The organism is Pseudomonas mandelii, assembly GCF_024138395.1.
In the GTDB taxonomy this organism is placed as follows: Bacteria; Pseudomonadota; Gammaproteobacteria; order Pseudomonadales; family Pseudomonadaceae; genus Aquipseudomonas; species Aquipseudomonas mandelii_E.
The window spans coordinates 191,227-217,467 of sequence record NZ_JAMYDU010000004.1 but is presented as its reverse complement, the minus strand read 5'-3'; the positions used below and the strand labels follow the sequence as shown (position 1 = coordinate 217,467).

At 51.9% G+C, this 26,241-nt stretch carries 18 protein-coding genes and 4 pseudogenes; 16 read left to right on the top strand and 6 right to left on the bottom strand.

Going from position 1 to position 26,241, the window contains the following annotated elements:
• Positions 1-130: 130 nt before the first annotated feature.
• Together NHU87_RS09410 and NHU87_RS09405 are read right to left on the bottom strand one after the other, a co-directional pair.
• Positions 131-2,383, bottom strand: a complete 2,253-nt coding sequence (locus tag NHU87_RS09410) for a Mov34/MPN/PAD-1 family protein (RefSeq protein WP_253547691.1) — start codon at positions 2,381-2,383, stop codon at positions 131-133.
• Positions 2,380-3,552 carry a metallohydrolase gene (locus NHU87_RS09405; protein ID WP_253547689.1) on the bottom strand — a complete coding sequence of 391 codons (1,173 nt, stop codon included), beginning with the start codon at positions 3,550-3,552 and terminating at the stop codon, positions 2,380-2,382. Before NHU87_RS09405 ends, NHU87_RS09410 begins: the two co-directional genes overlap by 4 nt.
• 335 nt (positions 3,553-3,887) lie before the next feature.
• Here NHU87_RS09405 and NHU87_RS09400 point away from each other — a divergent pair, with 335 nt between their 5' ends.
• Together NHU87_RS09400 and NHU87_RS09395 are read left to right on the top strand one after the other, a co-directional pair.
• Complete coding sequence (locus NHU87_RS09400) at positions 3,888-4,781, top strand: helix-turn-helix transcriptional regulator (protein ID WP_253547687.1); 894 nt, start codon at positions 3,888-3,890, stop codon at positions 4,779-4,781.
• Between the two features lie 6 nt (positions 4,782-4,787).
• Positions 4,788-5,585 carry a hypothetical protein gene (locus tag NHU87_RS09395; RefSeq protein WP_253547685.1) on the top strand — a complete coding sequence of 266 codons (798 nt, stop codon included), beginning with the start codon at positions 4,788-4,790 and terminating at the stop codon, positions 5,583-5,585.
• A 162-nt stretch (positions 5,586-5,747) separates the two neighbouring features.
• Here NHU87_RS09395 and NHU87_RS09390 read toward each other — a convergent pair whose 3' ends face one another.
• Positions 5,748-6,659: a DUF4238 domain-containing protein gene (locus NHU87_RS09390; RefSeq protein ID WP_253547683.1), complete on the bottom strand. Its 912-nt coding sequence runs from the start codon at positions 6,657-6,659 to the stop codon at positions 5,748-5,750.
• Positions 6,660-6,921: 262 nt separating this feature from the next.
• On the opposite strand from NHU87_RS09390, the gene NHU87_RS09385 reads away from it, so the two are divergent.
• From NHU87_RS09385 to NHU87_RS09375, 3 genes and pseudogenes are all read left to right on the top strand, one after another.
• Positions 6,922-7,800, top strand: coding sequence for an abortive infection family protein (locus tag NHU87_RS09385; protein WP_253547682.1), 879 nt, complete (start codon positions 6,922-6,924; stop codon positions 7,798-7,800).
• A 958-nt stretch (positions 7,801-8,758) separates the two neighbouring features.
• Positions 8,759-8,920 (top strand): annotated as a pseudogene (locus tag NHU87_RS09380) (IS30 family transposase); the annotation flags it as partial.
• A gap of 271 nt (positions 8,921-9,191) precedes the next feature.
• Positions 9,192-10,400, top strand: coding sequence for a M20 aminoacylase family protein (locus NHU87_RS09375; protein WP_103495684.1), 1,209 nt, complete (start codon positions 9,192-9,194; stop codon positions 10,398-10,400).
• Here the strand turns inward: NHU87_RS09375 and NHU87_RS09370 are convergent.
• Positions 10,397-11,290: a LysR family transcriptional regulator gene (locus tag NHU87_RS09370; protein WP_103495685.1), complete on the bottom strand. Its 894-nt coding sequence runs from the start codon at positions 11,288-11,290 to the stop codon at positions 10,397-10,399. The two genes, NHU87_RS09375 and NHU87_RS09370, sit on opposite strands and share 4 nt — an antisense overlap.
• A gap of 281 nt (positions 11,291-11,571) precedes the next feature.
• Here NHU87_RS09370 and NHU87_RS09365 point away from each other — a divergent pair, with 281 nt between their 5' ends.
• Positions 11,572-12,876: an MFS transporter gene (locus NHU87_RS09365; RefSeq protein ID WP_103495693.1), complete on the top strand. Its 1,305-nt coding sequence runs from the start codon at positions 11,572-11,574 to the stop codon at positions 12,874-12,876.
• A 446-nt stretch (positions 12,877-13,322) separates the two neighbouring features.
• Here NHU87_RS09365 and NHU87_RS28595 read toward each other — a convergent pair.
• Positions 13,323-13,451 (bottom strand): annotated as a pseudogene (locus NHU87_RS28595) (IS30 family transposase); the annotation flags it as partial.
• 81 nt (positions 13,452-13,532) lie between these two features.
• On the opposite strand from NHU87_RS28595, the gene tcuA reads away from it, so the two are divergent.
• The 8 genes and pseudogenes from tcuA (at position 13,533) to NHU87_RS09325 (ending at position 21,588) form a co-directional block, all read left to right on the top strand.
• The gene (gene tcuA, locus NHU87_RS09360) at positions 13,533-15,053 is read left to right on the top strand and encodes an FAD-dependent tricarballylate dehydrogenase TcuA (protein WP_103495686.1); all 1,521 of its coding nucleotides are present in this window, start codon (positions 13,533-13,535) and stop codon (positions 15,051-15,053) included.
• A gap of 65 nt (positions 15,054-15,118) precedes the next feature.
• Entirely contained in the window at positions 15,119-16,915 is a 1,797-nt protein-coding gene (gene asnB / locus NHU87_RS09355) for an asparagine synthase (glutamine-hydrolyzing) (protein WP_103495687.1), read from the top strand.
• 53 nt (positions 16,916-16,968) lie between these two features.
• The gene (locus NHU87_RS09350; RefSeq protein WP_103495688.1) at positions 16,969-18,072 is read left to right on the top strand and encodes a glutamate-cysteine ligase family protein; all 1,104 of its coding nucleotides are present in this window, start codon (positions 16,969-16,971) and stop codon (positions 18,070-18,072) included.
• A gap of 86 nt (positions 18,073-18,158) precedes the next feature.
• On the top strand, positions 18,159-19,070 hold the full coding sequence (locus NHU87_RS09345) for a DMT family transporter (protein ID WP_177145407.1): 912 nt from the start codon (positions 18,159-18,161) through the stop codon (positions 19,068-19,070).
• A gap of 189 nt (positions 19,071-19,259) precedes the next feature.
• A pseudogene (locus NHU87_RS09340) lies at positions 19,260-19,550 on the top strand (transposase); the annotation flags it as partial.
• Between the two features lie 193 nt (positions 19,551-19,743).
• A complete protein-coding gene (locus NHU87_RS09335; RefSeq protein WP_253547678.1) occupies positions 19,744-19,971 on the top strand; it encodes a hypothetical protein in 228 nt (75 codons plus the stop codon).
• A gap of 418 nt (positions 19,972-20,389) precedes the next feature.
• The gene (locus NHU87_RS09330) at positions 20,390-20,851 is read left to right on the top strand and encodes a hypothetical protein (protein ID WP_103495691.1); all 462 of its coding nucleotides are present in this window, start codon (positions 20,390-20,392) and stop codon (positions 20,849-20,851) included.
• A gap of 9 nt (positions 20,852-20,860) precedes the next feature.
• Positions 20,861-21,588 (top strand): annotated as a pseudogene (locus tag NHU87_RS09325) (prepilin peptidase).
• 93 nt (positions 21,589-21,681) lie between these two features.
• Here NHU87_RS09325 and NHU87_RS09320 read toward each other — a convergent pair.
• Positions 21,682-22,263 carry a DsbA family protein gene (locus NHU87_RS09320; protein ID WP_253547676.1) on the bottom strand — a complete coding sequence of 194 codons (582 nt, stop codon included), beginning with the start codon at positions 22,261-22,263 and terminating at the stop codon, positions 21,682-21,684.
• Positions 22,264-22,776: 513 nt separating this feature from the next.
• Here NHU87_RS09320 and NHU87_RS09315 point away from each other — a divergent pair.
• Both NHU87_RS09315 and NHU87_RS09310 read left to right on the top strand, forming a co-directional pair.
• Positions 22,777-22,932: a hypothetical protein gene (locus NHU87_RS09315; protein WP_253547674.1), complete on the top strand. Its 156-nt coding sequence runs from the start codon at positions 22,777-22,779 to the stop codon at positions 22,930-22,932.
• Positions 22,933-23,524: 592 nt separating this feature from the next.
• Positions 23,525-25,810 carry a restriction endonuclease gene (locus NHU87_RS09310; RefSeq protein ID WP_253547672.1) on the top strand — a complete coding sequence of 762 codons (2,286 nt, stop codon included), beginning with the start codon at positions 23,525-23,527 and terminating at the stop codon, positions 25,808-25,810.
• Positions 25,811-26,241 lie beyond the last annotated feature (431 nt).

The window sequence follows — 26,241 nt, the reverse complement described above, 5'->3', positions numbered from 1 at the left end:
TCGATACCAGCAGATCATTTCTCCTAGGTTGAATGCTGTTTCGGCAAGCAGAGGGGCAACCTGCCTTGCCCCTTTGGGGAGTGCCTTATAGGTACTGCATCGTGGGTGTTAAGGACGCCGCGCTGGCTGATCACTCAACATGGAGAGTGATCTCATACTCGCCCACGATGATCATGATGGCGGGTAGCCCCTCACTGGACATCAAGCCCGCCAGCGACGTGATTAGCGTTCGATCATCGACACTGGGGGTCGCAGGGTAACCATCAGGATGTGAATGCCATTCGCCCACGTAGTCGACGACTCGAGCCGTGCGTTCGTGTACGTCTGCTAATGCGGCTTCCTGACCGACCTTGCCTCGGATGAAGTGGTGGGGAGTTGCTTGGCTGTCAGCGGGGGGGAGCAATGTGTCGACCAACAGGATGGTTTTAGACTTCAGGTCTGTCACTCCAAGTAATACGCCACCCGTTTCGTTGGGAAGGGCTGCGCCACGAATCTGCTTGAGCTTGGTGATCAACGCATCGTCATAGGTAACCGTCCAACCATTCTGAGCGTGTGAGCTCACCGGATGGGGAGTGATTTCCTGCGGGGTTACAGCTTCCGTCTCTTCGTCCACTGTCCACACGCATATTCGCGCGCCATCGCCCAGAACACTTTTGCGCAGTTGCTTCGAAAGGATCGCTGCATGCAAGTGAATGCGCTCAAGCGGAATCCGAAACGAAATGTCACGGCAGCCACCACCTACCCATAAATCCCCCAAGTGGTCTTGAAGGTGCGATTTTCCCCAGGGGCTGTTGAGGATCGCTCGGTAATATTGTGCCTCCAACGCGGGGGACCGCAGGGTGCGACTCGCGTCCTCCAGCAGGATCACGCTGGCAAGGCCCGAAGGGGTGAGGAACACGCTGGCGGTGCGGGGGGCATTTTCACGCTCAGCTAAATCGCGAGGAGCGTCGAAAGTCGTCGTCGCATCGATCACTAAACTCGCTGAATCCAATGCGCTCATCACTTCCTCACTTCGGCTTGTCAGGCTACCCGCGATCGCTTTAGGTTCAGGTTCGTCGGGAAACACCATTTGGGCATGGTGCCGGACTACATCGACTTTCGCGTAGCCCACTCCACTGTCCAATCCGACATGCCGTGCCAGGTTGTGGGGAAGCAACTGATCCGGATCTATGTACGTCCAACGACCCCAGCCTTCACGCAGCCAGATGTCTGCAAGCGTTCCGCCCAAAGAGCCTACGCCGGCGAGCACCCCATCGAAGTCAGCATCGTCAGGGTTGATCGCGGACATTTGGCGTCCGCCTTCGGCTCCGATCCCCCAGCGGATTTGCACTGAAAGGATTTCCAGATCTCGCCATGCGCGATCTTCATCGCTCTGTGCAGCATCACCAATCAAGGTCGTGCGATGCCAGCGTCGCTTTTCACTGTCGAAGTGCAACATACCGAATGCGTTACCGAGTGCTTGCAGCGAACTCTGGAGCGCATAGCCCAGCACGTCATACCGTTCAATGCCTTCCTTACCCGTGCGCGGCACCCAGACCAGGATAAGTGTCGCCTTGATCTCGCCAGCCTGTTCAGGGACTAACCCCTGATCGGTCACCGCATCAAACACGCTGCTGAACAATGGCTCCTTGAGCCCACTTCCACGGGAGACCAAGCGGTCATGGAGTTGACCAAGTGTCTGGGGGGCGGCTTCCACGTGCGATGAACCGACACCGTCGACAGACAGCTTCAGTGACTGCAGACCCACACCTCGAGGATTGTTTGAGTCATCGAACTTTCCCCGCAAGGTAACCTGACGTCCCGGTGCTCCCGTGATTTCCTCGATAATCAGGTTTTTGCCGCTGTCCTCAGACTGCTTCAAATAATTTGAAGGCAGGATCAACTGGTAGCGACTGCTGTAAAACAGTTGCTCCAGTGGTTGATCGTCCCGATGCAGCCGTAGCTGAGACGTCTCGCGTAACCACCAGAACATCCGTTCCAAAAAGCGTTCTGGCGTCCAGCTGCGTTCAACAGCGCTCCACACGATATTGTAGAGGCAGAGGGCGCGTGGTGTGTTCAGGTGTGTGCCGTGTTGATGGGAGTGTCCCGGAAAATCCTTGCGCAAGGTACGCACGACCACCGGGACGTCGGTCTGCGGATTCACTGTAATCGCCAGGGTTTCTCGCCTGCGGATGCGACCCGGGTTGCCCGACTCAATGGTGCCATCACCCGCCTCAATGACGATGGCCTGCTCCGGCCCCAAACCTTCATCGACGGTTCGGATGTCCAGCACCTCGATGCACGGATGATCCTGACAGGCCTGAATCAGGCCAAGCGTCATTGGATGTAGCGAATCCTTTTGTCCTTCACCAATCGGTGTTCCCCATTCGTAGATCTCATTCATGTGCGGCCCGCCCTTGGCGCAGCGGAAGCCACGGCACTAGCTCCTACCCCTGCAACGACACCGGCGACAATTTTGGACACTCCAGTGGAGGTGATCTCGAACTCGATCGTTTCCGGGCGCTTACCGTCCCCCGTGCAATGGAAGATGCCATCCACTGGCCTCAAGATAGACAGGTATTCGCGCTTGGCCCGGATGCACGGCGGGTTGTCATCGTTGTCCAGTATCTTCTTGCTGCTCGCAACGATAGTTGCACCTTCTCGAGCCTGCCCGAGTGCGTTACGGGCTTCCTGGCAGAGCTCTGCGTCATTGCCGTAGGTTGACCAGCTGTAGACAGAAAGGGAGTGCCATGAACAGTGGTGGGGCGCTTGAAGCAAATCGTACTCAAGCACTTCTGGAGTGTCTTTGTACTTTTCCCACAGGCGTTTCCAGATGGCCACTTCTGCGTCCCCTCCGGTCAGGAACCTGACGCGTTTGGACGAGTAGATTGAAGCCTGCAGTTCAATGTTCAAAATGACGCTGGAGTGGTTTTTGGACAACATTTCTTCAGTGTCATCGTCTTGCAGAGGAGCGGGCGCTAGCAGGTGAGCCGAGAACAGGAACGAGGACTCGCCATTGATCTGAGTAAATTTCTCACCGGTCTTGATCAAGATGGGCAATAAATCGTCGGTTTTGCCTTTCTCATCCTCACCCATGATTTTGATGCGATCGCCTTCTACGGCGAACCGCAGCGTGCGCCAAAGCCCAATCCTGCGATGGACTTCCTTATTGAAGGCGACTGCATCCGGGCAGAGCGTGTGATGTTTCGAGCGTCGTCTAAACACCATTGGAGATGACCACATTTCGCGAATCACAATGCGCTTTTCATGCCATTCCAAATTGTCGTCGGGGTAGTCATCCAATGATCCCAGCCAAAAGTGCTTGGCCAAGCCACTGATGTGATCCTTGTCCGGATGGCTCAGCAACAACGCGTCAACGTAAGGCCGCTTTTTTTGATCAAACCGAAGGCGCTTTCGCAGCTCCGTCGCAACGTCTGGAGCCGAGTCCGCTGGGTCATCGGCCGCGACACGAATATTCATGTCGATCAGCAGCGTGGTGGCTGCTGTGTCGGCTAGCTGCACCAGCGTCATGTCGCCGTTGTCCACCGGGAAAAACGTAATTTTCGCTGACATTCAGTTCCCCAAAGCGTTGCTAGAAATTTGATCGCACGACAGAAGATACGCATAGAAATTATGCTCGTCTAGTTTTTATACGAATATTTTTTATACGCGATTGGGGTTCGAAGACTTAAGGGTTTTTGGGTAGGCCCATTGAGTGGATGAAAGGACGCCCGCCTCAAGGCGAATGACGAGATAGCTGTCATGAGGGAATGCGGGGCGAGGGGGCAATGGAGATCCAGCGCCAAATTGCTTGTGAGCTCTGACATGGCGGCTGGACGAACAGCCATTAAACGCGTATATATTTCATACGAATAGTTTTTATATCCGTTTATCTTTTGGGCTAGCCAATGCAACCGTCGTCTGTAAATGCATCACCCTCCACGGAAACCAAAAGTCGCAGCTGGGGAGCGGATCGTCGCCTTCAGTTCATCGATTTTCGTTTGCGCTGGGAAGGGCGTATCAATAGAGCTGACTTGACGGAGTACTTTGGTGTGTCGGTGCCTCAGGCTTCGCTCGACATTGCCAAATACACGGAGCTGGCGCCGAACAATCTTGAATATGACCGCAGCTCCAAAACCTACGTGGCCACACAAGATTTCCAGGCGGTGTTCCCACAATCATCCGCTCACCAGTACCTGACGGAATTGCTCGCTACCAGAACCGGGATCATTGACGCTTCGAGCAGTTTTTTGGGGGCGGTACCTGAAGCTGATTTTGTGCCCAGGCCTGGTCGAACGCTGGATGAAACGATCGTTGCCGCCGTCATCAAAGCCATTCGCGAAAAGTTGTCGATTCATGTCAGTTACCAGTCGATGACTTCTTTGGATGTATCCAAGCGTTTGTTGTCGCCCCATTCACTGGGCCATGACGGTTCCCGTTGGCATGTACGAGCGTATTGTCACAACCGTAAACGGTTTAGGGATTTTGTCCTGATCAGGATCTTGAGTCTTGATGGGATTGAAGAATGTTCTGTCGACCCGGTGCAGGATGCCCAGTGGAATACCTATGTAACCTTGATCCTTGCCGCAAACCCCGATTTGGAGGCACCCAAGAAAAGGGTGGTTGAGCGAGATTACGGCATGCGTAATGGAGAGGCCGAGTTGCCGTGCCGCCAGGCGTTTCTTCTCTACACGCTCAAAAGTCTTGGATTACTGGATGAGCGCCCCGACCCGAAAGTGCAGCACATCTACCTGAAAAATCGCACAGAAATTCAACCTTTCATCGATGAACTAAAGTCATAGGCTTTTATGATCGCGATATTTGAATTGGTCAAAGACCCGTATGAGCGAAAAGCTCGGGTCATTCCGGGATTGTTGGTTTCATTACCGTTACTCGTCCCCTTGTTGTGTGTTTACGGCGCAAAACACCCGGTACTGACCAGTGTCATTGGCTTACTTGCCGGATGTGGTGCCATTTACGCACTCGCCAGCGTGGCCCGCGGGCGTGGAAAAAAGCTTGAAGAAAAGCTGGTCGCGCTATGGGGTGGGATGCCGACCACGTTGGCTCTACGCCACAGTGACAAATTTTTAGATCGCATCAGCAAACAGAGATATCACGTCGCGATCACTTCAAAGCTAGGCATTGTTATGCCAACCGCGCAGGAGGAGGCGAGCGATCCGGCCAACGCAGACGACATCTATATCGGTGCAACAAAACGACTCAGGGAACTCACCCGCACCAACAAGCAATTGCTACTCAAGGAGAACATCGCTTACGGCTTTCACCGCAACATGGTAGCCATGAAAGCCGTCGGCATTTTTTCCTGCCTTTGCGGACTGGTTTATGGCTGTTTGATTGCCGGCGTTCTTCGTGTCAAACCTCCACAAATCGAGTTGATCCACTTTGCTGACCCGGGTCTTGCCGCTGGGCTTACCATTCTCATTTCGGGTGCCTTATTGCTGGCATGGCTCTTTTATTTCGACAAGGATGCGGTCAAGCGAATGGGTTTTGTGTACGCGGAGCGTTTGTTTGAATGCCTTGTGACTATGCCGGCGCCAAGAGGGCGCAAGCGAGCGGATAAGGCCGAAGTCGCAGCAGGAGAGTAGGGCAGGCCAGTGTTGTGAACGGCCTTTGAGTGGCTCTAACTACGTTCAAGCTGGGTCGGCATTATGAGCCCACACAATTGGGTGGTGGACAGCTTATTGCAAACCAGCGCGACCGAAGATGAAGAGCTCACTTAATGCCGAGGCCTGATGCGAGCAGCTACTCTAGAGGCGAGCGCCAGAGAGCTGAACCATCACAAAATCACTAATGTAACGTTTCTGTTCGTCGAACGTTTGTAGCTTGGTTGCCCAGCCCAGATGGGCTGCGATGAAATCTGATTGTGATGCGTCTGTGAAGTATGCGGTCTTGGCTTTTGCCAACGTATACAAATTGATAAGTCGAGTCCTGACACTAGCTGGGAGCTGACCGAAGCCTTTGGGGCTGTTCGAATACACTAGGGCTTTGCGCGGACTGATGGCAATGATGAAAAGCAGTTCACGCAAGTAGTTGCCCCAACGTGAGGTGGGATAGTTAGAGCAAATCAGACCACCTGATTCGCATCCATATTCGTACATGTCAGCCGCGACTAACCCATCCGAAAAAGGTTGCTCGATCAATGGTAGGGTTTCGTTCTGAACAAGTAGGCCGAACGCATACTCACCCAGCGATCTCGACTGTTTTAAAAAATCAATAACCTCATCAATGGACTCGTGACTCGCGTGTCTAGTGGACTTCATCTGTCGGCGCAATGTTTCCAGGTGGTCATTGATATTCATCGCCTTCAGCACCTCTGGATGCCTAGCCTCGAGACACGTCAGGTAGTAGGCCAGCTGTCGTTTATCGTGCGCCGCCCACGCCGTTGCACGACTGATGCGTGCTTTCTCGATGATCTTGTGGCCTGGCTCGTCAATCAACGGTGTTACAAGAGTCGACTCGATCTCAAAGCTGCCGTCCGGGAACTCTATGCGATAGAGGTCGTTGACAGAGGCGGTTTTTTTGATCGCCACCTCTTTGACTTCGAAGGCGCCGGTTGAAGGGATATGTCTGTATCGAATGATTTTTCCCTCGGACGACTGCCAGGCTTTCAAAAAGTGCTGGGGGACAAAGTGATGGTTTTTCGGTGGTTGGTTATTCATCGGTTGATTACGTTTTAGGCTTTGGAAATTTTCTGAATCGGCTTGGGACCGAGCGAGCTTAATGCCAGGCGGAAAAGTCGGGTACAGGGAGCAATACGCTATGGGGGGCAGGTCCTTATTTTTGTAGGCTTGGTCGAATGACTCCTTTTACCGAAAGCAAACCATCAAATGGATGTTATCCGAAGAACTGGACGCTTCAAAAAAAGGCCCGCGTTGACTTAGGGGGGCTTTGCGTCGACTAGAGTAGGAAAGGATTAGTGAATTGATCGCTTTTGCTCTTTCAACCAGTAGGTGCAAAACAACTATGACAACCATTCCCATTACAGACACTATCGCTCATGCATTGGCTCAGCTTGTTGACGATTCTGGTAATAACGGAGTCTACAGAGAACCTTCTCATGCGGACATTGAGTTTCAAGTGAAGACCGCCGGCCTCTCTGATCACGATCCAAAGCAGCAGGGGCAAACCATTGGCAAGGCCAAACGTGTCCGTGCGGTGCTTTACGGCGCAATTGAGATGCATCCCGAGGCAGGTTCCCGTTTTGCTGCGGGGCTGCTCTCCAAAGTTCGAGCCTGTGGGGGTTTTAGGAAAACGTCTGCGAACTACGTAGGTATTGAGGCTATAGATAACGCCAAGGCAGCGTTAGATACAGAGGGCTTTAATCTGGCCGAGGATGGCTCGATCTCCCCCAAGGTACTAACGTCACTTGCAGGGGCGGAGTTGACTGACGCCTTATGGGGGTATGCCATTCGTGCGCAGAAGGGGGCTGAAGATGCCGCTCTTATAGTGGGCACCGGAAAGGATCTGATAGAAGCCACTTCAGCACATGTGCTTGAGAGCTTGAGGGGAAGCTATCCGGCAGGGGCGAACTTTCAATCTCTGCTAGGTATGGCCTTTATTGCCCTTGATCTCGCTGTCCCAGAAATTCCGGAGCAAGCTGGCGAGAAAGCGATACGGGCGATGGAGCGCGGTCTGTTCGCTGCGGCTCTTGGTGTTAACCGTGTGAGGAACAAGCAAGGGACCGGGCACGGCAGACCGTGGGTTCCGACCCTTTCCAGGGAGGAGGCTAAGGCTGCGATTGAGGTTGTCGGCACTGTCTCGGCTTACATGCTGGCGAAGCTTTCGAAGAGCCAGCGCTAGAGGCGGCGCGAAGTTATCTATTTTCTTGATGAACTTGCCGCCCCAACGGTTTGGATTTCCGCGCAAAAACAGACTGTTTAGATCAGATCGTAACGGGGTAAACCGGGTAGGGATTATAAGCCACGGGTACAGCCCTTTGCTCGATTTTCAGATGAGGGCCTCGTCAGCGGCTTCCATCAGTGCCAGCAGGTTTTTCTGCCTGCCCAACAGGCCGAATTGTTCTACCTATTGAGCTCCGTGAGGCGTCCCAAAGGCCACTGGACCCGTGAGGTGCGTAATTGCATGGACTTGACCACCCATTTGCATTCGGCTTGACCAGTCGTTTGCATCGGATTTGACCAGCGCACTGGGTGGCCTTGACCGGCAAAAAACGGCCAAAAGCGGACTATTCCACACCAGCTTGGAAGGCGGACATTGTGGCTCGAAGGCATCTACGAAATAAGGGGAGACTCACTCCGTTGCATATTAATCTCATCATGGCCAGTCATTTCGCTAAAAACGTAACCTAACCCCCCTAACTCTGTAGGGTCTAAATTATACCCGCATCGTTACCGATACCGCTTCTTCCGTTTTTTTGCGATAGTCGCCACTGAATGTTCATGCGCCCACGTATCTATATTTGATAATGTCTTTTGTCACACATAAGACGTGGGAACCTCGATGAAGCTTGACAAAGACTTGGTGCGCGAAATTCTGCTAGCTATTGAAGCCAGCGCCCCCCTGACTACTGTATTGATCTCGCGATCGATAACCACGGCAAGGATGAAGTCTCCTGTCACGTCATGCTGCTGCAAGAGGCAGGCTGTTGGTGCTGACCCTGGACTGACCCAGTTGCCGATGCAAGACTGCCCCATCTCCAAACCTGCAAAACATCCAGCGCAGACAATGATTGACTAGGAGTCAGACTGGGTCAGTGAATTCTCGGCAACTGGGTTAACTTAGGCATCGGCGCCAACACAAGGGCACCGATTTGTCTTCGGTCACTCAGGAGCGTCTGGATGAGATTACTGACCTGTTGAATACTCGGCCTCGCCAGACACTGGGATGGAAGTTTCCTGTGGAGATATTGACGGATCACTTGCAGCTGCTGGCGACAAACCGGCTAAATACAGTTAACTGACTGTTGCACTTGAAACCTGAGGCCGCCCAGCTTTAATAATGAAAAAAAATCTGCGGACAACCAGTTTGGAATCATCTGGCCATGGCCTAGAGCATTCTAGTTAAATAACGGCATGATTCATCGACCCTGCGTGCGATAAAACCATTGATTTTTCTGCCTATACCTTCTAGGCATTACCAAGGACACTCGTTTGTATTTGAGAGGTTGGAGACTTTTATCTAACGTGCGCATCTAAGGCAATGAATCCATGCCATAACCGCACGAGGGCAAGATGAACCTGATACCCCAGATCGAAGCAGATAGCGCCGGCATCTGCCGCATACGCCACGATATCCATGCGCACCCCGAACTCGGGTATGAAGTGCATCGAACCGCGAAACTGGTCGCGTTAACTCTCGAGAAATGGAACATCGAAGTCACCCGCAATGTTGGGGGAACCGGTGTAGTTGGTACCCTGCGGGGCTCGCTAGAAGGCGCTTCGCGTGCCCGGTCCATTGGCTTGCGCGCCGACATGGACGCGCTGCCGATCCAGGAAATCAATACCATTGCCCACGCCTCCCGCAACGCCGGTGTTATGCATGCGTGCGGCCATGACGGTCATACCGCGATGTTGCTCGGTGCGGCGCAATACCTCGCGGCGAATCGGCAATTTCATGGCACGGTGCAGTTCATTTTCCAGCCCGCCGAAGAGGGTGGCGCAGGCGCCAAAGCTATGCTCGACGAAGGGCTGCTCGAACGCTTTCCGATCGATGCGGTGTTTGGCGTTCATAACTGGCCCGGAATGCCAGCCAACACTATGGCTACCCGCGGCGGGGCTTTGATGGCTTCAAGCAACCGGTTCCGTATCGATATCGATGGAGTCGGCGCTCACGCTGCCATGCCGCATAAGGGGCATGACCCGTTGCTGGCCGGCGCGCAGATCGTAACCGCGCTACAAGCGATCCTGACCAGAAGTAAGCGGCCAATTGATCCTGCTGTTCTTTCCGTTACCCAGTTCCACGCTGGAAGCTCGGATAATGTGATTGACCAAGGCGTTTGGCTGAGCGGTACGGTGCGCACATTTGATGATCAAGTAACCGACTTGATTGAACGGCGCATGCAAGAAATAGCCACCGGTCTGGCGACGGCTTTTGGCTGTACTGCTCGGCTTAGCTTCATCCGCGTTTATCCACCAACGATCAACGACGCCAGCCAGTCTGCATTCGCTGCCAATGTAGCGCGGGAGGTGCTCGGCGCGGATAAGGTCATAGGGGAAATCGAGCCGGTCATGCCTTCGGAAGACTTCTCTTTTCTGCTACAGAAGGTGCCGGGTTGCTATGCCTTTCTGGGCAACGGAAGCGGCGAGCATCGTGGCCAAGAGCACGGCAACGGACCTTGCGAACTGCACAACGGCAGTTTCGATTTCAATGACGAATTGCTCCCGGTAGGTGCCACCTACTTCGTACGTCTCGTGCAGGCTTTTCTGGACCAACCAGGTTAGATTGCGCCGGCAGCTATTTTGAAGTGTTCGACCAGGCGCATTAGCGCCGGGTCGTCCGAATCACTGCGCCAAACGAACTCGACGGGATAGAGTCCCGTAAGATCAGGGTGCGGCAACAGCACCACATCGTTGGGGCAATTGAACTGTGAAGAATCCGGCACAATTGAATAACCCATGCCAGCTGCCACCAGGCCCAACACCGTACTGATATCCGCTCCCAGGTGAACCAGTTGCGGGGATAGGCCAGCGACATGGCAGCTGTGAATCAAAAAATCGTAATAGCTCGGCGCCTGATCCCGGGAGAACCAGACGCACTGCTGGTATTGAAGGTCGGCCAGGTGCGTAGGCGGACTCAAATGCAACTCGCTGCCACGAGGCACCGCTAGTACAAGTCGGCAATCGAACATCGCCAGCCCGGAAAATGCCGGATCTTTCGGATCACGCCAAGCCAGAAAACCACCATCCTGTGTGCCTTCGGCTATCTTCACTTGTTGACGCGCCGAAAGAGCTGGCTCCAGCATGAGGGTTATATCGGGATGCTCTCGTTTGAACTCGCGCAATGGCTGAAGGGCTGATGGGTGCCAACTGTAATTGGGTGCGATACCGATACGCAGTGCGCCAGACTGGCCATTGGCGATTCGGGTAATACGCTCACGTGCTGTTTGCAGGTCAGATAGGATGGCTTGAGCATCACGAATGAAGTGCTGGCCAGCCAGGGTCAGCTCTACGCCCTTGGAGCTTCGTCGGAATAGATCCACGCCCAACGTTTGTTCCAGATCGCGAATCTGTCGACTAAGCGCTGGCTGGACGATATGCAAATGACGCGCGGCCTCAGCCACACTTCGATGCTCTGCAACGGCTACAAAATAGCGCAAATGACGTAGCTCCATATGGATCACCCTGGGAAAATTTAAATATGAAAAATTCGTGAAGGAAGCTATTCAGCCAACACGCCCGCATTTGGTGCTTGCTACGATTAAGTGCACCACTGAACATCACGCGAGACTAATTAGTTTTGGTATGCCTGGCAAGTATAGGGTAGGGATGTCAATAGTATTTGCTCAGCAACAATTGCTTGCCTACATTCAGGATCAGAAAAACGGGTGAAATAATGGAAATATTTTGTGCTGAATGATTTTTTAAAATGATTGGCACATTTCAAGGAGCGTTCATGGATTCAGTAGCCGATACGCTCGAACAGCAGTCTGCACCAGACTATCTGCGCCGCGCCGCAACGGCGGCGACGGTGGGCAATGTGCTGGAGATTTATGACTTCATCGCCTTCGGAATTTTTGCAATTCCCATCTCAAAAGTGTTCTTTCCCGCTGTGTCCGAACTCAACGCCATACTGTTGACCATGGGCACCTTTGCAGCCGGCTTTCTCGCTAGACCGCTCGGAGCGTTGGTACTGGGGCGGTATGCCGATAGGGTCGGACGTAAAAAGGCTTTGACCCTCACGCTCTTAATGATGGCTACCGGCACAGTCGTTCCAGCCATTTGTCCGGCGTATGCAACGCTAGGCGTACTAGCCCCTATCATCATTCTTCTGGGACGCCTGCTCCAAGGGTTTTCAGCAGGAGGTGAAATAGGCGGCGTGGTGTGCATGCTGGTCGAAAACGCACCGCCACATCGACGCTTTTTCTATGCTTCGCTCCAGCAGGCAGCGCAAGGTGCAGGCGTGCTAACGGCAGGTTGCATGGGCTTGGCGCTCAATTCGGTTTTCAGTGAGCAGGAAATACTCGATGGCGCTTGGCGAATTGCCTTCGCTTTTGGCCTGCTGATCGGTCCGGTAGGCTGGTATATAAGGCGCTCAGTGCCTGAAACGATGCTGTTCAGCAAAACCTCCGCCGAGGAGCGAAACCTACCGTTGTTAGGGCAGTTCATCACCTATCGACGCTCGTTGGTCCTCGGCCTGTCGGTGATGGTGTTCTGGACCGTAGCGACTTATATTTCCAATTACTTCACAACCTATACTGTTCGGCAACTGCATCTGACCCCGGTTGACAGCTTCATTGGCCAGATCTGCTATAGCTTGGTCATGATTTGTGCCTGCCCGCTGGTGGGTCGTTTGGCTGACCGCGTGGGACCTTTCAGGCCTATGCTCTTTGGCGCAGGCTTGACTGTCATAGGTGCTTATCCCTTGTTCTACGTCCTCACCAAATACCCTAGCTTGCCAACACTGGTTGCTGCACAAATGGTCATTGCCTTGCTACTCGCATGCCACGCAGCGTGCGCCTCCACGGTCTTAAGTAACTTGTACCCCACAGCCTTTCGGGCAACGGGTGTAGGCTTCTCCTATGCGTTGGGAGTTTCTGTGTTCGGTGGATTCACGCCTCTTATCGTCACCGCTCTACTCGGCAAGACCGGCGACAATATCGTGGTGTCCTACTATCTAAGCGCCGCAGCATTGATCACTTGCACGGGCCTCTTCTTATTACGTAAGACTGGCTTTGCTCATAACATCCCTCGGATCTGAAACTGTACGCTCATCCAGCGAGGCCTTATAAGGGGTCGCTGGTGTAGTCAGAATTAGTGAAACTACTATAAGGCGTGTTTCATGGAGTAACTTCTATGTGTTCTGTGAAGGCAGATAATTACGCAGATATTTTTTCTGATATTAATTCTTTGTTGGACTTTGCGCGCGCCATTTGGCTAGGCGAATGCATATTATATGCGTAAGAGGTGTTATCTCGATAAAGTAAAATCGGCGACGAATAGAAGAGTTGATCTTTGCGAAAATAATAAGCACCATAGGAGTAATGTTGAGCAAGAAGAGTTAAATGAATTGGTTGTGCTTGCGGAATTTTAAAAGCAGTTTAGTGCTCTTCTGGCTTATAGAGAGGTGGTACCTTTAGATATAATCTCTAGGGTTAGCCATTTTTACAGAGTTATTCGCATTGAAGAGATACTGAAAAAATATCAGATTCCCGTGCGAGCCGTGAGCTCGGCGTGTTTTGCCATCTCGCTGCCTTGATCATGGGTCATGGTTTTCAGAAGCGCCGGAGCCATTCTCGAGAGTTCCCTCGTCATGGCTTCAAGGGCGGCATCGGCCATCGCCAATACGATTCCAAATGTTATGTTTGGCTACCGAGTACGATGCTCATTGATATATATCATGTTGGAGCAAAATTTATGAATACAATCTATGATGTAATTGTAGTTGGGTCAGGCAACGCTGGCATGAGCGCGGCGCTCGCGGCATTAGAAATTACCGAGCGTGTTCTTGTGATCGAGAAAGCCAGCTTCGAGGATGCGTCCGGTAACACTGCCTATTCGGCTGGGTCGATGCGGTGCACGATAGATAACACCGCTTCCATAAACCAATTGATCGATGGTTATGCCGATCCGAGACTTTCAGTTACGCGATTCCCGATTTACACACGCGATGATTTTCTTGCAGACTTAACTCAGTACAACAACGGTTCGCCACCGACTTCCAATCAGCTCAAGCTCGTCGACGCTTCGTACGAAGCGCTACTTTGGCTGCGTTCGAAGGGGGTTCTTTTTGAGCCAAATTACGATGCTCAAGCTACAAAAACTGAGGGCGGATATTCTTTTTGGGGAGGCTCTATCTTTCGCTGTGTTGGTGAAGGTTTGGGATTAGCTGAGTCTCAACGCCTCGCATTTTTGGAAAAGGGTGGGGCAGTGCGTTATTCATGTTCTGCACAGCATCTCGTTATCGTTGACGGTCGGATAACGGGAATTCGAGTCAAAAATAGTGATGAAAGCGAAAGCGTTTTGAAGGCACATTCGATAATTTTGGCTTCAGGTGGCTTTGGAGCTAACAAAGAAATGCTTTCTCAGTTTGTTGGAGCGGATGTCAGCAATGCTTTGGTACGCGGTACCAGGCACAACACTGGCGACGGACTAAGGATAGCATTTAAGGCTGGCGCTAATCCCTTCGGTATTTATGAAGGATGCCATATAGTGCCAACAGGAATTACCGTAGAGAATGGGTCGTTCGAAGGTCTCTCTAAGAAACAACGCTTAAGAGCTAGAAAGGTTTGCTATCATTTAGGCGTGATGCTGAACAAAGAGGGGCGCCGGTTTGTCAACGAAGGGGCCGACTTTCGCAATAGCACGTATGCTCAATATGGTCGCGATATAATGCTCCAGAGCGACAGTGTCGCTTACCAATTTTTTGATGCTAAGAGTATACCGCATCTATATGATGAATATAATTTATCCAAAATGGATTACTTCGAAAGTGAGTCCCTGGACGATCTAATAAGTCAAATTAATAATATTGATGCCGAAATTGCATTGAAAACTATTTCTGAATTTAATGCATCGGTCGATGACGCTGTGGTCTTCGATCCAAGCGTGAAAGACGGGAAAGGTGCGCGCGGGTTGACCCCGCCACGGACCAATTGGGCTCAATGTTTAGATACACCGCCATTCAGAGCGTATCCTGTTACTGGAGGGATTACCTTCACATACGGCGGCATTGAGATCAACGCAGATGGTGCGGTTGTTAATCGAGACGGCGCTATAATTCCGAGACTTTTCGCCTGCGGTGAGATCGTCGGTGGCGTTTTTTTCAATGGATACCCAAGTGGAGCCGGCCTCACGTCAGGCACGGTTTTTGGACGCATTGCTGGTTACAGCGCGGCCAATAGTTCGAGACAAGCGCATGAAATGATGAGTTTTTGACCAAACTATTTGGTCAATTGACCGAGCATTGAATGCAGATATTTTACTAATTAGCTGGAGTTTATATGTGTAGGGTTTTCGGTTATTTGACAAGTTCCAACAATTCCCTTCAATACCGGATGCAAAGTGTTTCAGAGGCTCAAAAGCACGGGGGCCCAGATGCGCAATCGTATGTGTCTTTTCCAAATTGCGGCATTGGAGCCAACCGCCTAGCGATTACTGACCCTAGCGGCGGTCGTCAGCCCTATGCGAGCATTCAAAACATTTATGTCTGTTTAAATGGCGAAATATATAACCATGATGATCTTCGGCGGGAACTCGAGCATAAAGGTTATCGCTTTGGCGATCAATGCGATGGATCAATTCTACCGGCTATGTACGTCGAATATGGCCCTTCATTCGTTGAATATCTCGATGGCATGTTCTCGATTGCTGTTCTCGATAAAAGGAGTGATAAGCCGCTTCTCATATTAGCTACTGACTGTGTTGGAATGAAACCAGTCTACTACGGTCGCTCGCCGGGTGGTGACAGTGTCGTATTCTCAACTGAGTTGCTCGCCCTCTTGCGTTTCGGCTTAAATCCAGCTCGCATTCGTCACGATTTGGTGAACCAATACATGACTGTTCGAGCGATTAGCGATGGACAGACTTTCATCGAAAACGTTTCAAGCATCCCTCCTTCTACTATAGTTTCGCAGAGACAAGGTGAGCCTCTTCGCACAATGCGTTATCAATCTCGCATAGTCTATGGAGAAAGCATTCCGAAGTCACTACCTGAGGCAGGCCAGGCGCTCAAAGAACTTCTTGCTTGGGAAGTCAATCGTCTCAAAATCGCCGATGCCAATGTATGCTCAGTGAATAGCGGCGGGTTAGACTCAAGTTTAATAACAATCCTTGCGAATCACAGATCCCCGCAGCCCCTTCCATCGTTTCATGTTTCTTGTAAAGGAAACTGGCCGTTCGATGAGCGCAGTTATGCAAGGGACGTGGCTCGAATTAGTGGCGGACACCATTACGACGCCGTACTTGATCCTGATCGTATACCAGACCTTTTGCCTAAAATGGTTTACCATCTTGGGCAACCAAATGCCGCTCCGCACGCACTGAGTGCATTTTGCCTGTTTCAAGAAGTTGGCAATCGTGGTTATCGCGTAGCGCTAACTGGTGAAGGCGCCGACGAACTCTTTTGCGGTTACACGAGGATGGTTAAATCCATATCCCACGAGGGTAGTGATTGGCCCACTGCATATCTCGACGGCATGGCTCCCTGCTCGCGGGAGACGCGAGCGTCTCTTTTTAAGGCTGACTTCCTCAGATCACTATCAGATCACAACGAAAAGATTGATCGAGAGTTCACCGACGAGTTATTGTCCTTCACAGGGACGCGGGAGAAGGCTGTTAAAACTTTTGAGCAAAACCGCAACCTTTGCCATTATGTTCTGCATCGCGCGGAGCCGTTGGCTATGGCGTCAGGTGTGGAAGTGAGAATTCCATTCTGCCAGCCTCGCGTAGTCGACTTTGCGCGAAGGCTTGAAGATAACATCAACTTACGAAACGCCGCGAGAGGAAAGGCTGTTGTATACGAGGCTGCTAAGGGCATTCTCCCGATCTCGGTAATGGATCGTCCAAAACAGCCTTTCACGCTCCCTATTACAAGTCTCATGCACAAAGGAAGCCGCCTCTATGATTTCGTAAATGAAGCAGTGAAAACTAAGCGCATGCGTGAGGATACACCGTTCGATACCGAGCGTTTGTCTAGCCTTTTAACCGAACAGGGAAGCAACCCTAGCAGAAACGCATCCTTCGCGCTTTGGGCGGCGACAGTATATTCGGTTTGGATTGATCAGGTCAGCGCCATTTGACGTATGTCATTTGCACTTAATTAAATTTTCCTTATTTGCTCGAGGTTCAACAAATGTCGACATTTTATGAGCTAAACTCCGACAAGTTTAAATTCGGATGGGAAGCGGAGGTCATGGTTACCGATCATGATTATAATCCGCTATTCGGGGATAAGATGCCGTTTGAAATTCTCCGAGACAGTGTTAACTCAATTACAAATGAGAGCGCTGATTACCTAGTGGAAAAATACACTGGATCCGGGCAGGGCCCCTATTACTTAGAAGGATACGATACAGAGACAAGTGGCAAGGTTGCGTCTCGTGTTGACGTCAAAGGGGTCGAAATTAGGACTCCGATTGATTTCTCGATTGAGCAATCCGTTCAATCCTTCGAGAGGCTCTATAACAGCTTGCAGGCAAAAGTTTCTAAAGCCGGACTTAGACTTTGCTGCCACGGAAATCACCCTTTTCAACCCGCTTACGTGGGTGAAAAAGGCGAGCGGGATCTAATCGGGTGGTCATCGGCTGAAGTGGCTATGACCACTCAGGGGCTAGCCATAAATATTAGCATGCCAGACGATCGCGAAAACGCGCTGGATAGGCTTGCTTTGGATCTGCGTTTCTCATACGCAGCACCGGTTATGGTTATCCTCGCGGCGAATACTCCATTTCGGTTGGGCGAACTGTGGACGCCTATGGGTGTGCAGGCTCACTCAGAGCGATCTTACCGTAGGACTTTCACACGCAATACAATCTACTACCGTGACGACCAACATCACAGAAAAGAAATAACCCTATTTGACGCTACCAATGATCTAAGGATGCACGCGGCCTACGCCGCGCTTAGTCTTGGAATTATTTTGTCGGATGCGGAATTCCCGATCCTACCAGACAGGTTTTCGAAGGAGAACATCCGAAGAGTAGCGCAGTTTGGTTACGACGCTGTATTAGTTGACAGAAATTTCGGAGAATTCAATCCCGCAGATGCTGTTTCGATGGTTCTTGGGGCAGCTGCCGCAGCGCTTACGCGGAACGGCTTCAACGCGGATTTACTTAATCCACTTTGGGCCCTTCGCGACCAACGGATTACGCAAGCACAGAGAACTGTCGAGCGTTATTTGCAACTTGGCTCTATACAGAATGTTCTGCGGGAAAACTCAGAACTGGTTGGCAAATAATTAATTTCATATGTCCCGGACGATTACCATACTATGTGCCTTCAATCAGGGAGGCACATACCCAGCCAATGAAAAGAAGGATGCCGATGAACAGTTCGTGGGGGCCGATCCTAATAATATTGTCTGGAATTCTTTGGGGATTTTCAGCGTTTACGAAAAAATATCTTCTGCTGTATGTCGATCCACTGTTTCTTAACGTGATTAACTCGGCCTTTGTATGTATAAGCCTAGTTTCTGTTTGGTTCAGGCCATCTGAATTGTGGAACAGCTTTCGTGAAGCCCCATATCTTCTCATAGCTATGGCCTTTTTCGGAAACTCAATTGGGACGAGCATGCTCTATATTGCGATAGACCACCTGAGCCTCTCGGTTGCGAGCGTCGTCGGAAAGTTGCAGCCCGTATTTGTCATTATATGTGCTTATGTTTTCCTTAAAGAGCGCCTTACGCGGACGGAGATACTCTTATCAGTTGTAAGCATTTTGGGTGCGTTCTTGGTGGCGGTGCCAGAGCCGATGAAAATCTTTGAGACTGCGCACATGACTATCATTGGTCTGCTGGCAGCGTTAGCTAGTGCGCTTGGGTGGGCTTTTAGTGGCGTTATCGGGAGGCGTCTAACTATCATGGATGCCTCGCCTTCAGCTGCTCAAATGACCTTCTTCAGGTATTTTATAGGCTCGTCGCTGCTAATACCACTAGTTGATTTCTCGAGTTATAGTTCAACTGTCGCGCAGTGGCCCTATCGGACACCTTTCCTCCCTACAGTATTCATCCTAACGTTTGTCACAGTCACCGTTCCCACATGGGCTTTTTATAAGGGCCTGAAACACGTATCGGCAAGCTATGCATCTGTGTTAGAGCTGTCCTCCCCAATCACGGCAGTTTTGCTTGGCATGATTTTTTTGAGTGAACGCTTGAACGAGTCGCAGCTTATTGGTGTTGCTTTGGTTGTATTACCCATTCTGGTGTTAGAAAATCTGCGTATGAGGCATTCCACGTAGCTGATAGAGCATTGGCTGCTAACCAGATCCCGCGGAACTGCTGCGTATCTGACAGAACTGGTGATCGTGTCCCGGGGAGTGGTGTAACTGAACCAACCGAAGGCGCCCTGAGGGCGAAAGAGGATGGTCATCGTGGTTCTTGGCTTACGTTGAGTTTGCGAAGACCAAACACTCACCAGAGAAACCACGATGACCAAGCCCACCATCGCATTGACCGAGTTGGTTGAGAAAGGTGCAGACGCTGATCTGCTCAAGCAAATGATCCAGTTCGTCGCCCAGCGGATGATGGATTTCGATGTTGAAAGCCTTTGCGGCGCTGGCTTCGATGTTAAAAACCCTGATTGTACCAACAGTCGCAACGGTTACCGCGACCGCCTGTGGCAAACCCGTGTCGGGGAGGTTGATTTGAAGATTCCCAAACTGCGCCAAGGCAGCTACTACCCTGTCTGCAACTGCTGGATGCCTACGGTATCACCCAGGCCAAAAGCGCTGAACTAGTTGCGGCCCTCACCGGACGGCCATGCGCAGCTCGTATCGTACGATCATGGGTAAACGACCCCGAAAAGCCTAGCGCCACCCCTTGTCCGGATTGGGCCGTTGTTGCGCTCGAAAAGGCTATTGACTACATGCAGCGCGCCTTGGCGCGACGTGCCGAAGGATAAGGGCCGCTTTGGTGATTCGACCAATTACCGAACCGCTTTACCAACTGGCCGTCACCTTGGACCAACTGCAAGATCTGCAAACCCTGCTTGAGACAACTTCGGCTGGTGAGGCAGACCCCGACGCCAAGGTGTTCCAACTGCTGCATCTGGTACGAAAAACCCGGATCGAAGCCGTCAAGTTTAAACAGCGAAACCAGGAACGCGCGGCGGATCTGCCGCCCAGCAACGCGCTACAGTAGATGCATACGGTTCGTATGCCTGAGTTCAAGGAGTGAAACGTGAAATACAGCAAAGTGAGCCGCTGGCCGGCTCTAAACAGAAACCCCCATGCAAGCCGAAGTTGATATGAAAAAGAGGTATTTATGGTAAGCACAGTAACGATCTACAAGAGCGCGGGGATCGATCAAGATCGACGAAGTGTCGTTCTGCCCTGAAAGCTTTTCGGATGCAAGGATAGAGGGTGGACACCCAAACGGCCCCGTATTTTGCTTGGGAGCGGCGAAGGCAGTGATCAGTTTAACTGACGCGAACTTACTGATCGCGGCTGGTGTGACCGACAATAGGTAGGACAGCGTCCGCTGCACACCAAGGCACTTGACTGGGCATTACTCAGTACCAGGGCGCAATTACGCACCCGCGAAATCGAGGTTTTCCAAAATGACAGCGATTTACGACGGTTTGGATTTTAAAACACCTCTAGAAGCTCAGTGGGCGGCCTTCTTTGACCTTGCTGGTTGGACTTGGCATACAAACCCAGCGTCAGTTGGGAATTGGGCTCCTGATTTTCGAGTGGAATTTTCTTGCGGGCATAGTGAATACTATGTAACTTACACGCTTTTGGTTGCTGTTCTGCCTTTCTCAAGTATCGAAGCGTTTGGTGATCACCCATCTTTGAGTCATTGCTACGGTATTGAATCCCCGTACGACGACCTACATCCATCCGTTGACGCTGGAGCAGCATTTGGCACTTCTCCGCATGTCACTGTGTGGGAGTTTTCTCACGGGGCTGGGGGCGGTCAATACAACGTACGTGAGTGGGTAAGGGAGGCTGACTCACTTTGGTCTAAAGCAGCGCAACTGGTCCATTCGGGCGTGAAACAAAGCGCTACGAAGGCTTAGGAAAATTAGGTGCACCACACACTACCGATAGCTCTTTTCACGGTTGGTCTTTTGGCCGGATTACCCGTCAGCGCTTTGGTTGTCAGTATTCCTGCTTTCCTGGAAAGACAATGGCGATTGGACGCCGCCCAGATGCTGGGGCAAGAATCGCCTACTGAGCACCGTCCGCGTTCGTCCCTGTCATTACTGCCTGATCAAATTAACGTTCGATTTAGTATGACGCTATTGGTCATGGGAGGGTTTTCAAGCTGGGCAGCGCTGTACTACGGTGTTGGGCCAAGCGGCTTGGCCGCGTTGGTGTTGGCCGGTGGCTTGCTGGCCCTGAGCTTGATTGACCTCGATCACCAGTTGCTGCCGGACGTGCTGGTTTGGCCGCTGCTGTGGCTGGGCTTGATCGTCAACAGCTTCGAGCTGTTTACAACCCTGTCCATGCCCTGTGGGGAGTCGTGGGTGGCTACCTGGTGCTTTGGTCCATACGTGTCCTTTCCAGGTTGATCACTGGCGATTACGGTATTGGCCAGGGCGATCTGAAGTTGTTGGCCATGCTCGGCGCCTGGGGTGGCTGGCAGATCTTGCCAGTGACGTTGGTGCTATCGTCACTGGTATTTGCTGTGGTGGGAAGCACGCTCCTTGCGTTTGGCAAAATAGAGCGGACAGCGCTCATTCCTTTTGGTCCATACCTGGCTGCTGCAGGTTGGCTCGCTCTACTCTACACGCCGGCGTGGGCGGTCGTTTAAATCGGCTGGGCTAGACACAACCAACATTTCACCTTTCGCACATGAGTGGCGGTTGCTGGCCGCGTGTGCACATAGTGAAAATATGGTGCAGAGCTAGTTACCTTTCTCAATCAACAAGTCAATTGCCGACAGCAACATCACATCATTGGCAGGCCCTTCCAGTTTAAGAGACCTTCCGGTTTTATTGTCTCTAATCAGCACGGTGGGTGTCGCTGTGACCCCAGACTTTAGGGCTTCTTCTGCCTGTCGGGTAATGCGCAGAGAAATCTGTTTGTTATTTGCAGCACAGGCCATCAGTGCCTGGTGACCAACGTCGTAGATGTCCAACTGACCATTGAAGCCAAGGCCGTTGCTACGAGTTCGTTCAAAGACCTGGTCGACGGCTTGCCAGAAAGCCGGCGCGCCGCCTAACTCTCCCGCGCATTCAACCATTTTAGCTTCATAAATCGCGGTCGAACCGTGGAAGTCCAGTGGAAGGTGATGCCACTGAAGGTTTACGTTCTTCTGCTGCTGGACCCAGGCTTTCAGAGCCGGTGTGTAGATCTTGCAGTACGGACATTCCAGATCCGCAAACTCAGTCACAGTCCAGCGAGCATTAACCTGCCCGAACGTCCAAGGGCCTGAATGTTGTCGTGTTTGCACCTCGCTTTTGAGGACGGCAAAGCCGACAGTCACCAAACATAATCCTAGAAAACCCACTACCCCCATAGACCGAATCATGTGTGGAGCTCGGCCGTAGGCTTCGATGACAAGAGTGCTTGATTACGCAGTGCTTCAAGGAGGGCGTGTTCAGCACTCTCGGGCTGAGGGTGAATCGCCCCTGATTTCATAGACGCGCTCAATTGTCTGACTTTTGCCAATTAGCCAGTTCTGAATGACGTAAGCGGGCCGGAAGTCGCCTGACCCGATCGGCGGCTTTTGGCCGATTTCTGCCGTTCGTGACGGGCAGTAATCGGCCCAGAGTGTGTAAAAACGCTTCGCCTACATTGAAGTGTGCGCGTCTACGTTAAATCTGAAATTTATCGGCACGTCAGCAGATGTGGATTTCGCGTAGAAGCGCGATTTCCAGTCCGGTTTTGAGTACCTGTCGCACTGAAAACCGTTTTCACACAGTCTCGGCCAGTAGCGGACATTATTTGCTCGATGGATAATCCGACGAGCTACTTATGACTTTGAGCGGAGAAACCCATGGAGCTTCATGAGCAATTGGATCAGGTCAAGGACGCCAATACCTTTCTGGCTTTTGCCCACGCCCTGGCGGAAGACAAATCGAATGGTGACTGGGAAAAAGGGGACGATAGAAGCCTTCCTAGACGGAGCTATTGCATGGGCCGAAGCCAGTAATTTTGGCGTCGATCAGGGGCTTCAAGGCTCCAATCCTTGGCGGCAATTCGCTAATTTTTTGTACTGCGGAAAAATATACGAGTAAACAGGTGAAGTGTTTATTCGCTTTAAGCGTTGCGTCTGGGGGGTAGCCGAACGGGCTCGGCTCCACCTCACGATCGACCGATGCTGGTCGGTCACCGCCAATTTTCACTGGCTGTATTGGGTCGATTCTGCTGAAGCTTTAGGCGCGTGTTTACAGCAGAAAAGTAGGCGTCTGATATTCAGATCCCACTCTGGCGCAGAAGTGTTCAGGGTTACCCCCGCTCCCCGTCTCTTCAGGGATCGGGTCTGGTAACGGGGCTAAGACTTTCAGTAGAGAAATTCAATCGTTTTGACGTTGTTGAATAACCGCTTGCTGTCTTAAACATCGTTGTACTATCAGATGGCAGCGCGAAATCGTCGATCCTCCGGGCACTCCGCCTCGCCTCCTTACTCACGCGTCATGCTGATAGCATCCGGTTATATTCGACGGCAAAGGTACCTGTGGATGATCTTCTGTCAGACGAGTATTAGCGACCTGACCTTGGCGCGGATTGGAGTAAAATGCAGCATGAGCTATGACTTCAGAAATCTCTCATCGGCGGACTTTGAGGATCTCGTCCGGGACCTCATCGGAAAAGAAGAAGGGCTTCGCTTTGAGGCATTCTGCGCAGGCCCAGATGGTGGTATTGACGGTCGGCACGCGCACGCCTGCGGAAACGTTGTTCTCCAGGCGAAGCATTATGAAGGTTCGCCGTTCAGCAAATTAACGGCGGCCATGAAGCGCGAGCGTTCTTCAATCGATAGGCTGGCTCCCACCCGTTACATCCTCGCGACCTCCAGTAGGTTTACTCCGCTTGGCAAAAGTAGGCTCTCTCCACTCATAGGACCAAGTCTGAAATCTGAGGCAGATATTTTTGGTCCGGAGGACCTCAATGGTCTTCTCCGGAAGTACCCAGACATCCTCAAGTCACACATCAAACTCTGGCTCTCGGGCGTGGGTGTTTTGGAGCGGGTCGTACATGCGGCGGCCCATACCTTTGCAGCGCTAACACGTGAAGACATCGAACAAAAGGTTCGTGTCTACGCATCAAACCCAAGCTTCGACGAATCACTGGCTACGCTTGAAAAGCATCGGCTTCTCATCATATCCGGGCCGCCGGGAGTCGGCAAAACCACACTGGCCGAGATGCTTTGCTATACCTTTCTAAGCGAGGAGTGGGAGCTTATTCCCATCCGTAGTTTGGAAGACGGCTTCGCCGCCATTAACGACGGCAAAAAGCAAATATTTCTTTTCGATGATTTTCTTGGAAAGGTCGCCCTTGATCGACAAGCATTGGCGCATAAAGATTCTGACCTTGCGCGCTTCATGAGCCGCATACGTCGCTCACCGAATGCCCGTTTCATTCTGACAACGAGGGGTTATATATTTGAGGAAGCCCGTAGAGTCTCTGAACATCTTGGTGATCAGCGCCTCGATGTGACGAAGTACGTACTCGATGTTGGCATTTACACTCGTCGAATCAAAGCGCGGATTCTCTACAATCATCTTTTCGTGTCAGAGACGCCTCAGTCGCATATCCTGGCGCTATTAGAGAGTAAGAAGCTCCCGGAAATCGTTGATCACAAGAACTATAACCCACGTGTCATCGAGGCAATGACCGATGCATTTCGCGTTGGTGACATTGAACCCGCCAACTATCCCGCTGCCTTTATCGGCGCCCTGAACAATCCAAGCCAGATTTGGGACACCGCTTTCCGAACGCACATTGATCACCGGTGCAGGCATCTCCTGATGGCGATGTTTTTCCTATCAGAATACGGGATTTCAATCACGACTCTTCGCTCATCTTTCGATATTCTGCATACCTCGATGAGCACGGCCTACGGTCTGGCACACGGTCCTAAAGATTTCGAAGAAGCCCTTCGTATTATGGAAGGTAGCTTCGTCAATGTCGTCAACATCGACGGGCCAACGGTTTCTTTTCTCAATCCTTCGCTCAAAGACTATCTCTCAACCTACCTGTTGGACACAGATCTCCTTATTCGCCTTGTCCCTACGGCGGGCTCAATCGACTGGCTGTCGAGCCTTTGGGACTTCGTGCATCCGTCTGGGCTTAGCGAGTCCGACCAGGCGAAGATCGCCAGAGCCTGCGCTGATATGGTCGAGATGATCGAAGAGCGCCCGCACTGGCGTCCCCGAGCCGGTGACGCCCGCTCACTCGAATACAATGATGCCGCAAACTCCAGGCGGCTCCGGATGCTGATGGATTGGTGGGAGATCACTGACGACCGGCGGTTTGCCGACAGCATTATCAAGATCGCGCGAAATCCACAGCAGGGCTTCAGTGCATGGTCAGACGGGGAGGCTCTGATCGAGTTCTTTTCCCTGCGGGACGGCAGGGGTTATGGCCGGCCGTTCATTTATGAAGCCGAATTCCTAGAACTCATCGAAAAGGCCCTTACCGACACTATACGGTGGAGTTCAAGTGACATGCTCTCCACCCTTGTGGATGCAGTGGACGCTGCGAATGGGCTGCCCGACAGCATTACCTGTGCTTTGCAGACGGCTGTGCTCGAAGAGTTCGAGGATAACACTAGTCGCATTCGCGAGGATGATAGCGAGTCCTCGCTATCGGACCGGATCGATGCCTTGAAAAAGTTCGCGCCACGTTTTGGTGTGCCGGACGCTAAGTTGAATAGCGCCGTCTCAGCCATCGAGGATCGCATAGGCGAGATTGAAGACCGAAGCAGTCGCGCCTCCTCTCCGAGTATCCCGTCATCGAGTAAGCGGGACGGGGAAAAGTTTGACGACCGCGCCCTTCGAGACCTTTTTACCCCTCTCCTTGATCGCTAGGCCAGCGCCAGCTCCGCGGAACAGGCGCGTCGCCCTTCGTTCACAAATTGCGAGCTGTCTCTTGCATGGTCTCAGCTTCCCGACCGTCTGGTATGGGTCCAAGCTGTGTGAAAACGTTTAGGGTCGGAGAATCCCACAGAAATAATGCCGAAACCACGTCCCTACTTAAAACCCGGCTCAGCTACCGTGTGTTGTCCTCGTCTTATATAGGCACGATTCAATCACCTCTATCGGCCGCTTTCTGCCTTTCGCCAACTGCGTTGCCAGGACTCGCAGCTAGTCATCACACAATCGGTGTGCTGGTTAAATTCGATGTGATGACCGACCATGCCGGATTTAAGCGACTTGTTATCTAACGTAAATTGGGCGGGGCAGGTTAGTGCATTTATCCAGCGAACGCCACAGCAACAAACTCCATACCGTAGCTATAG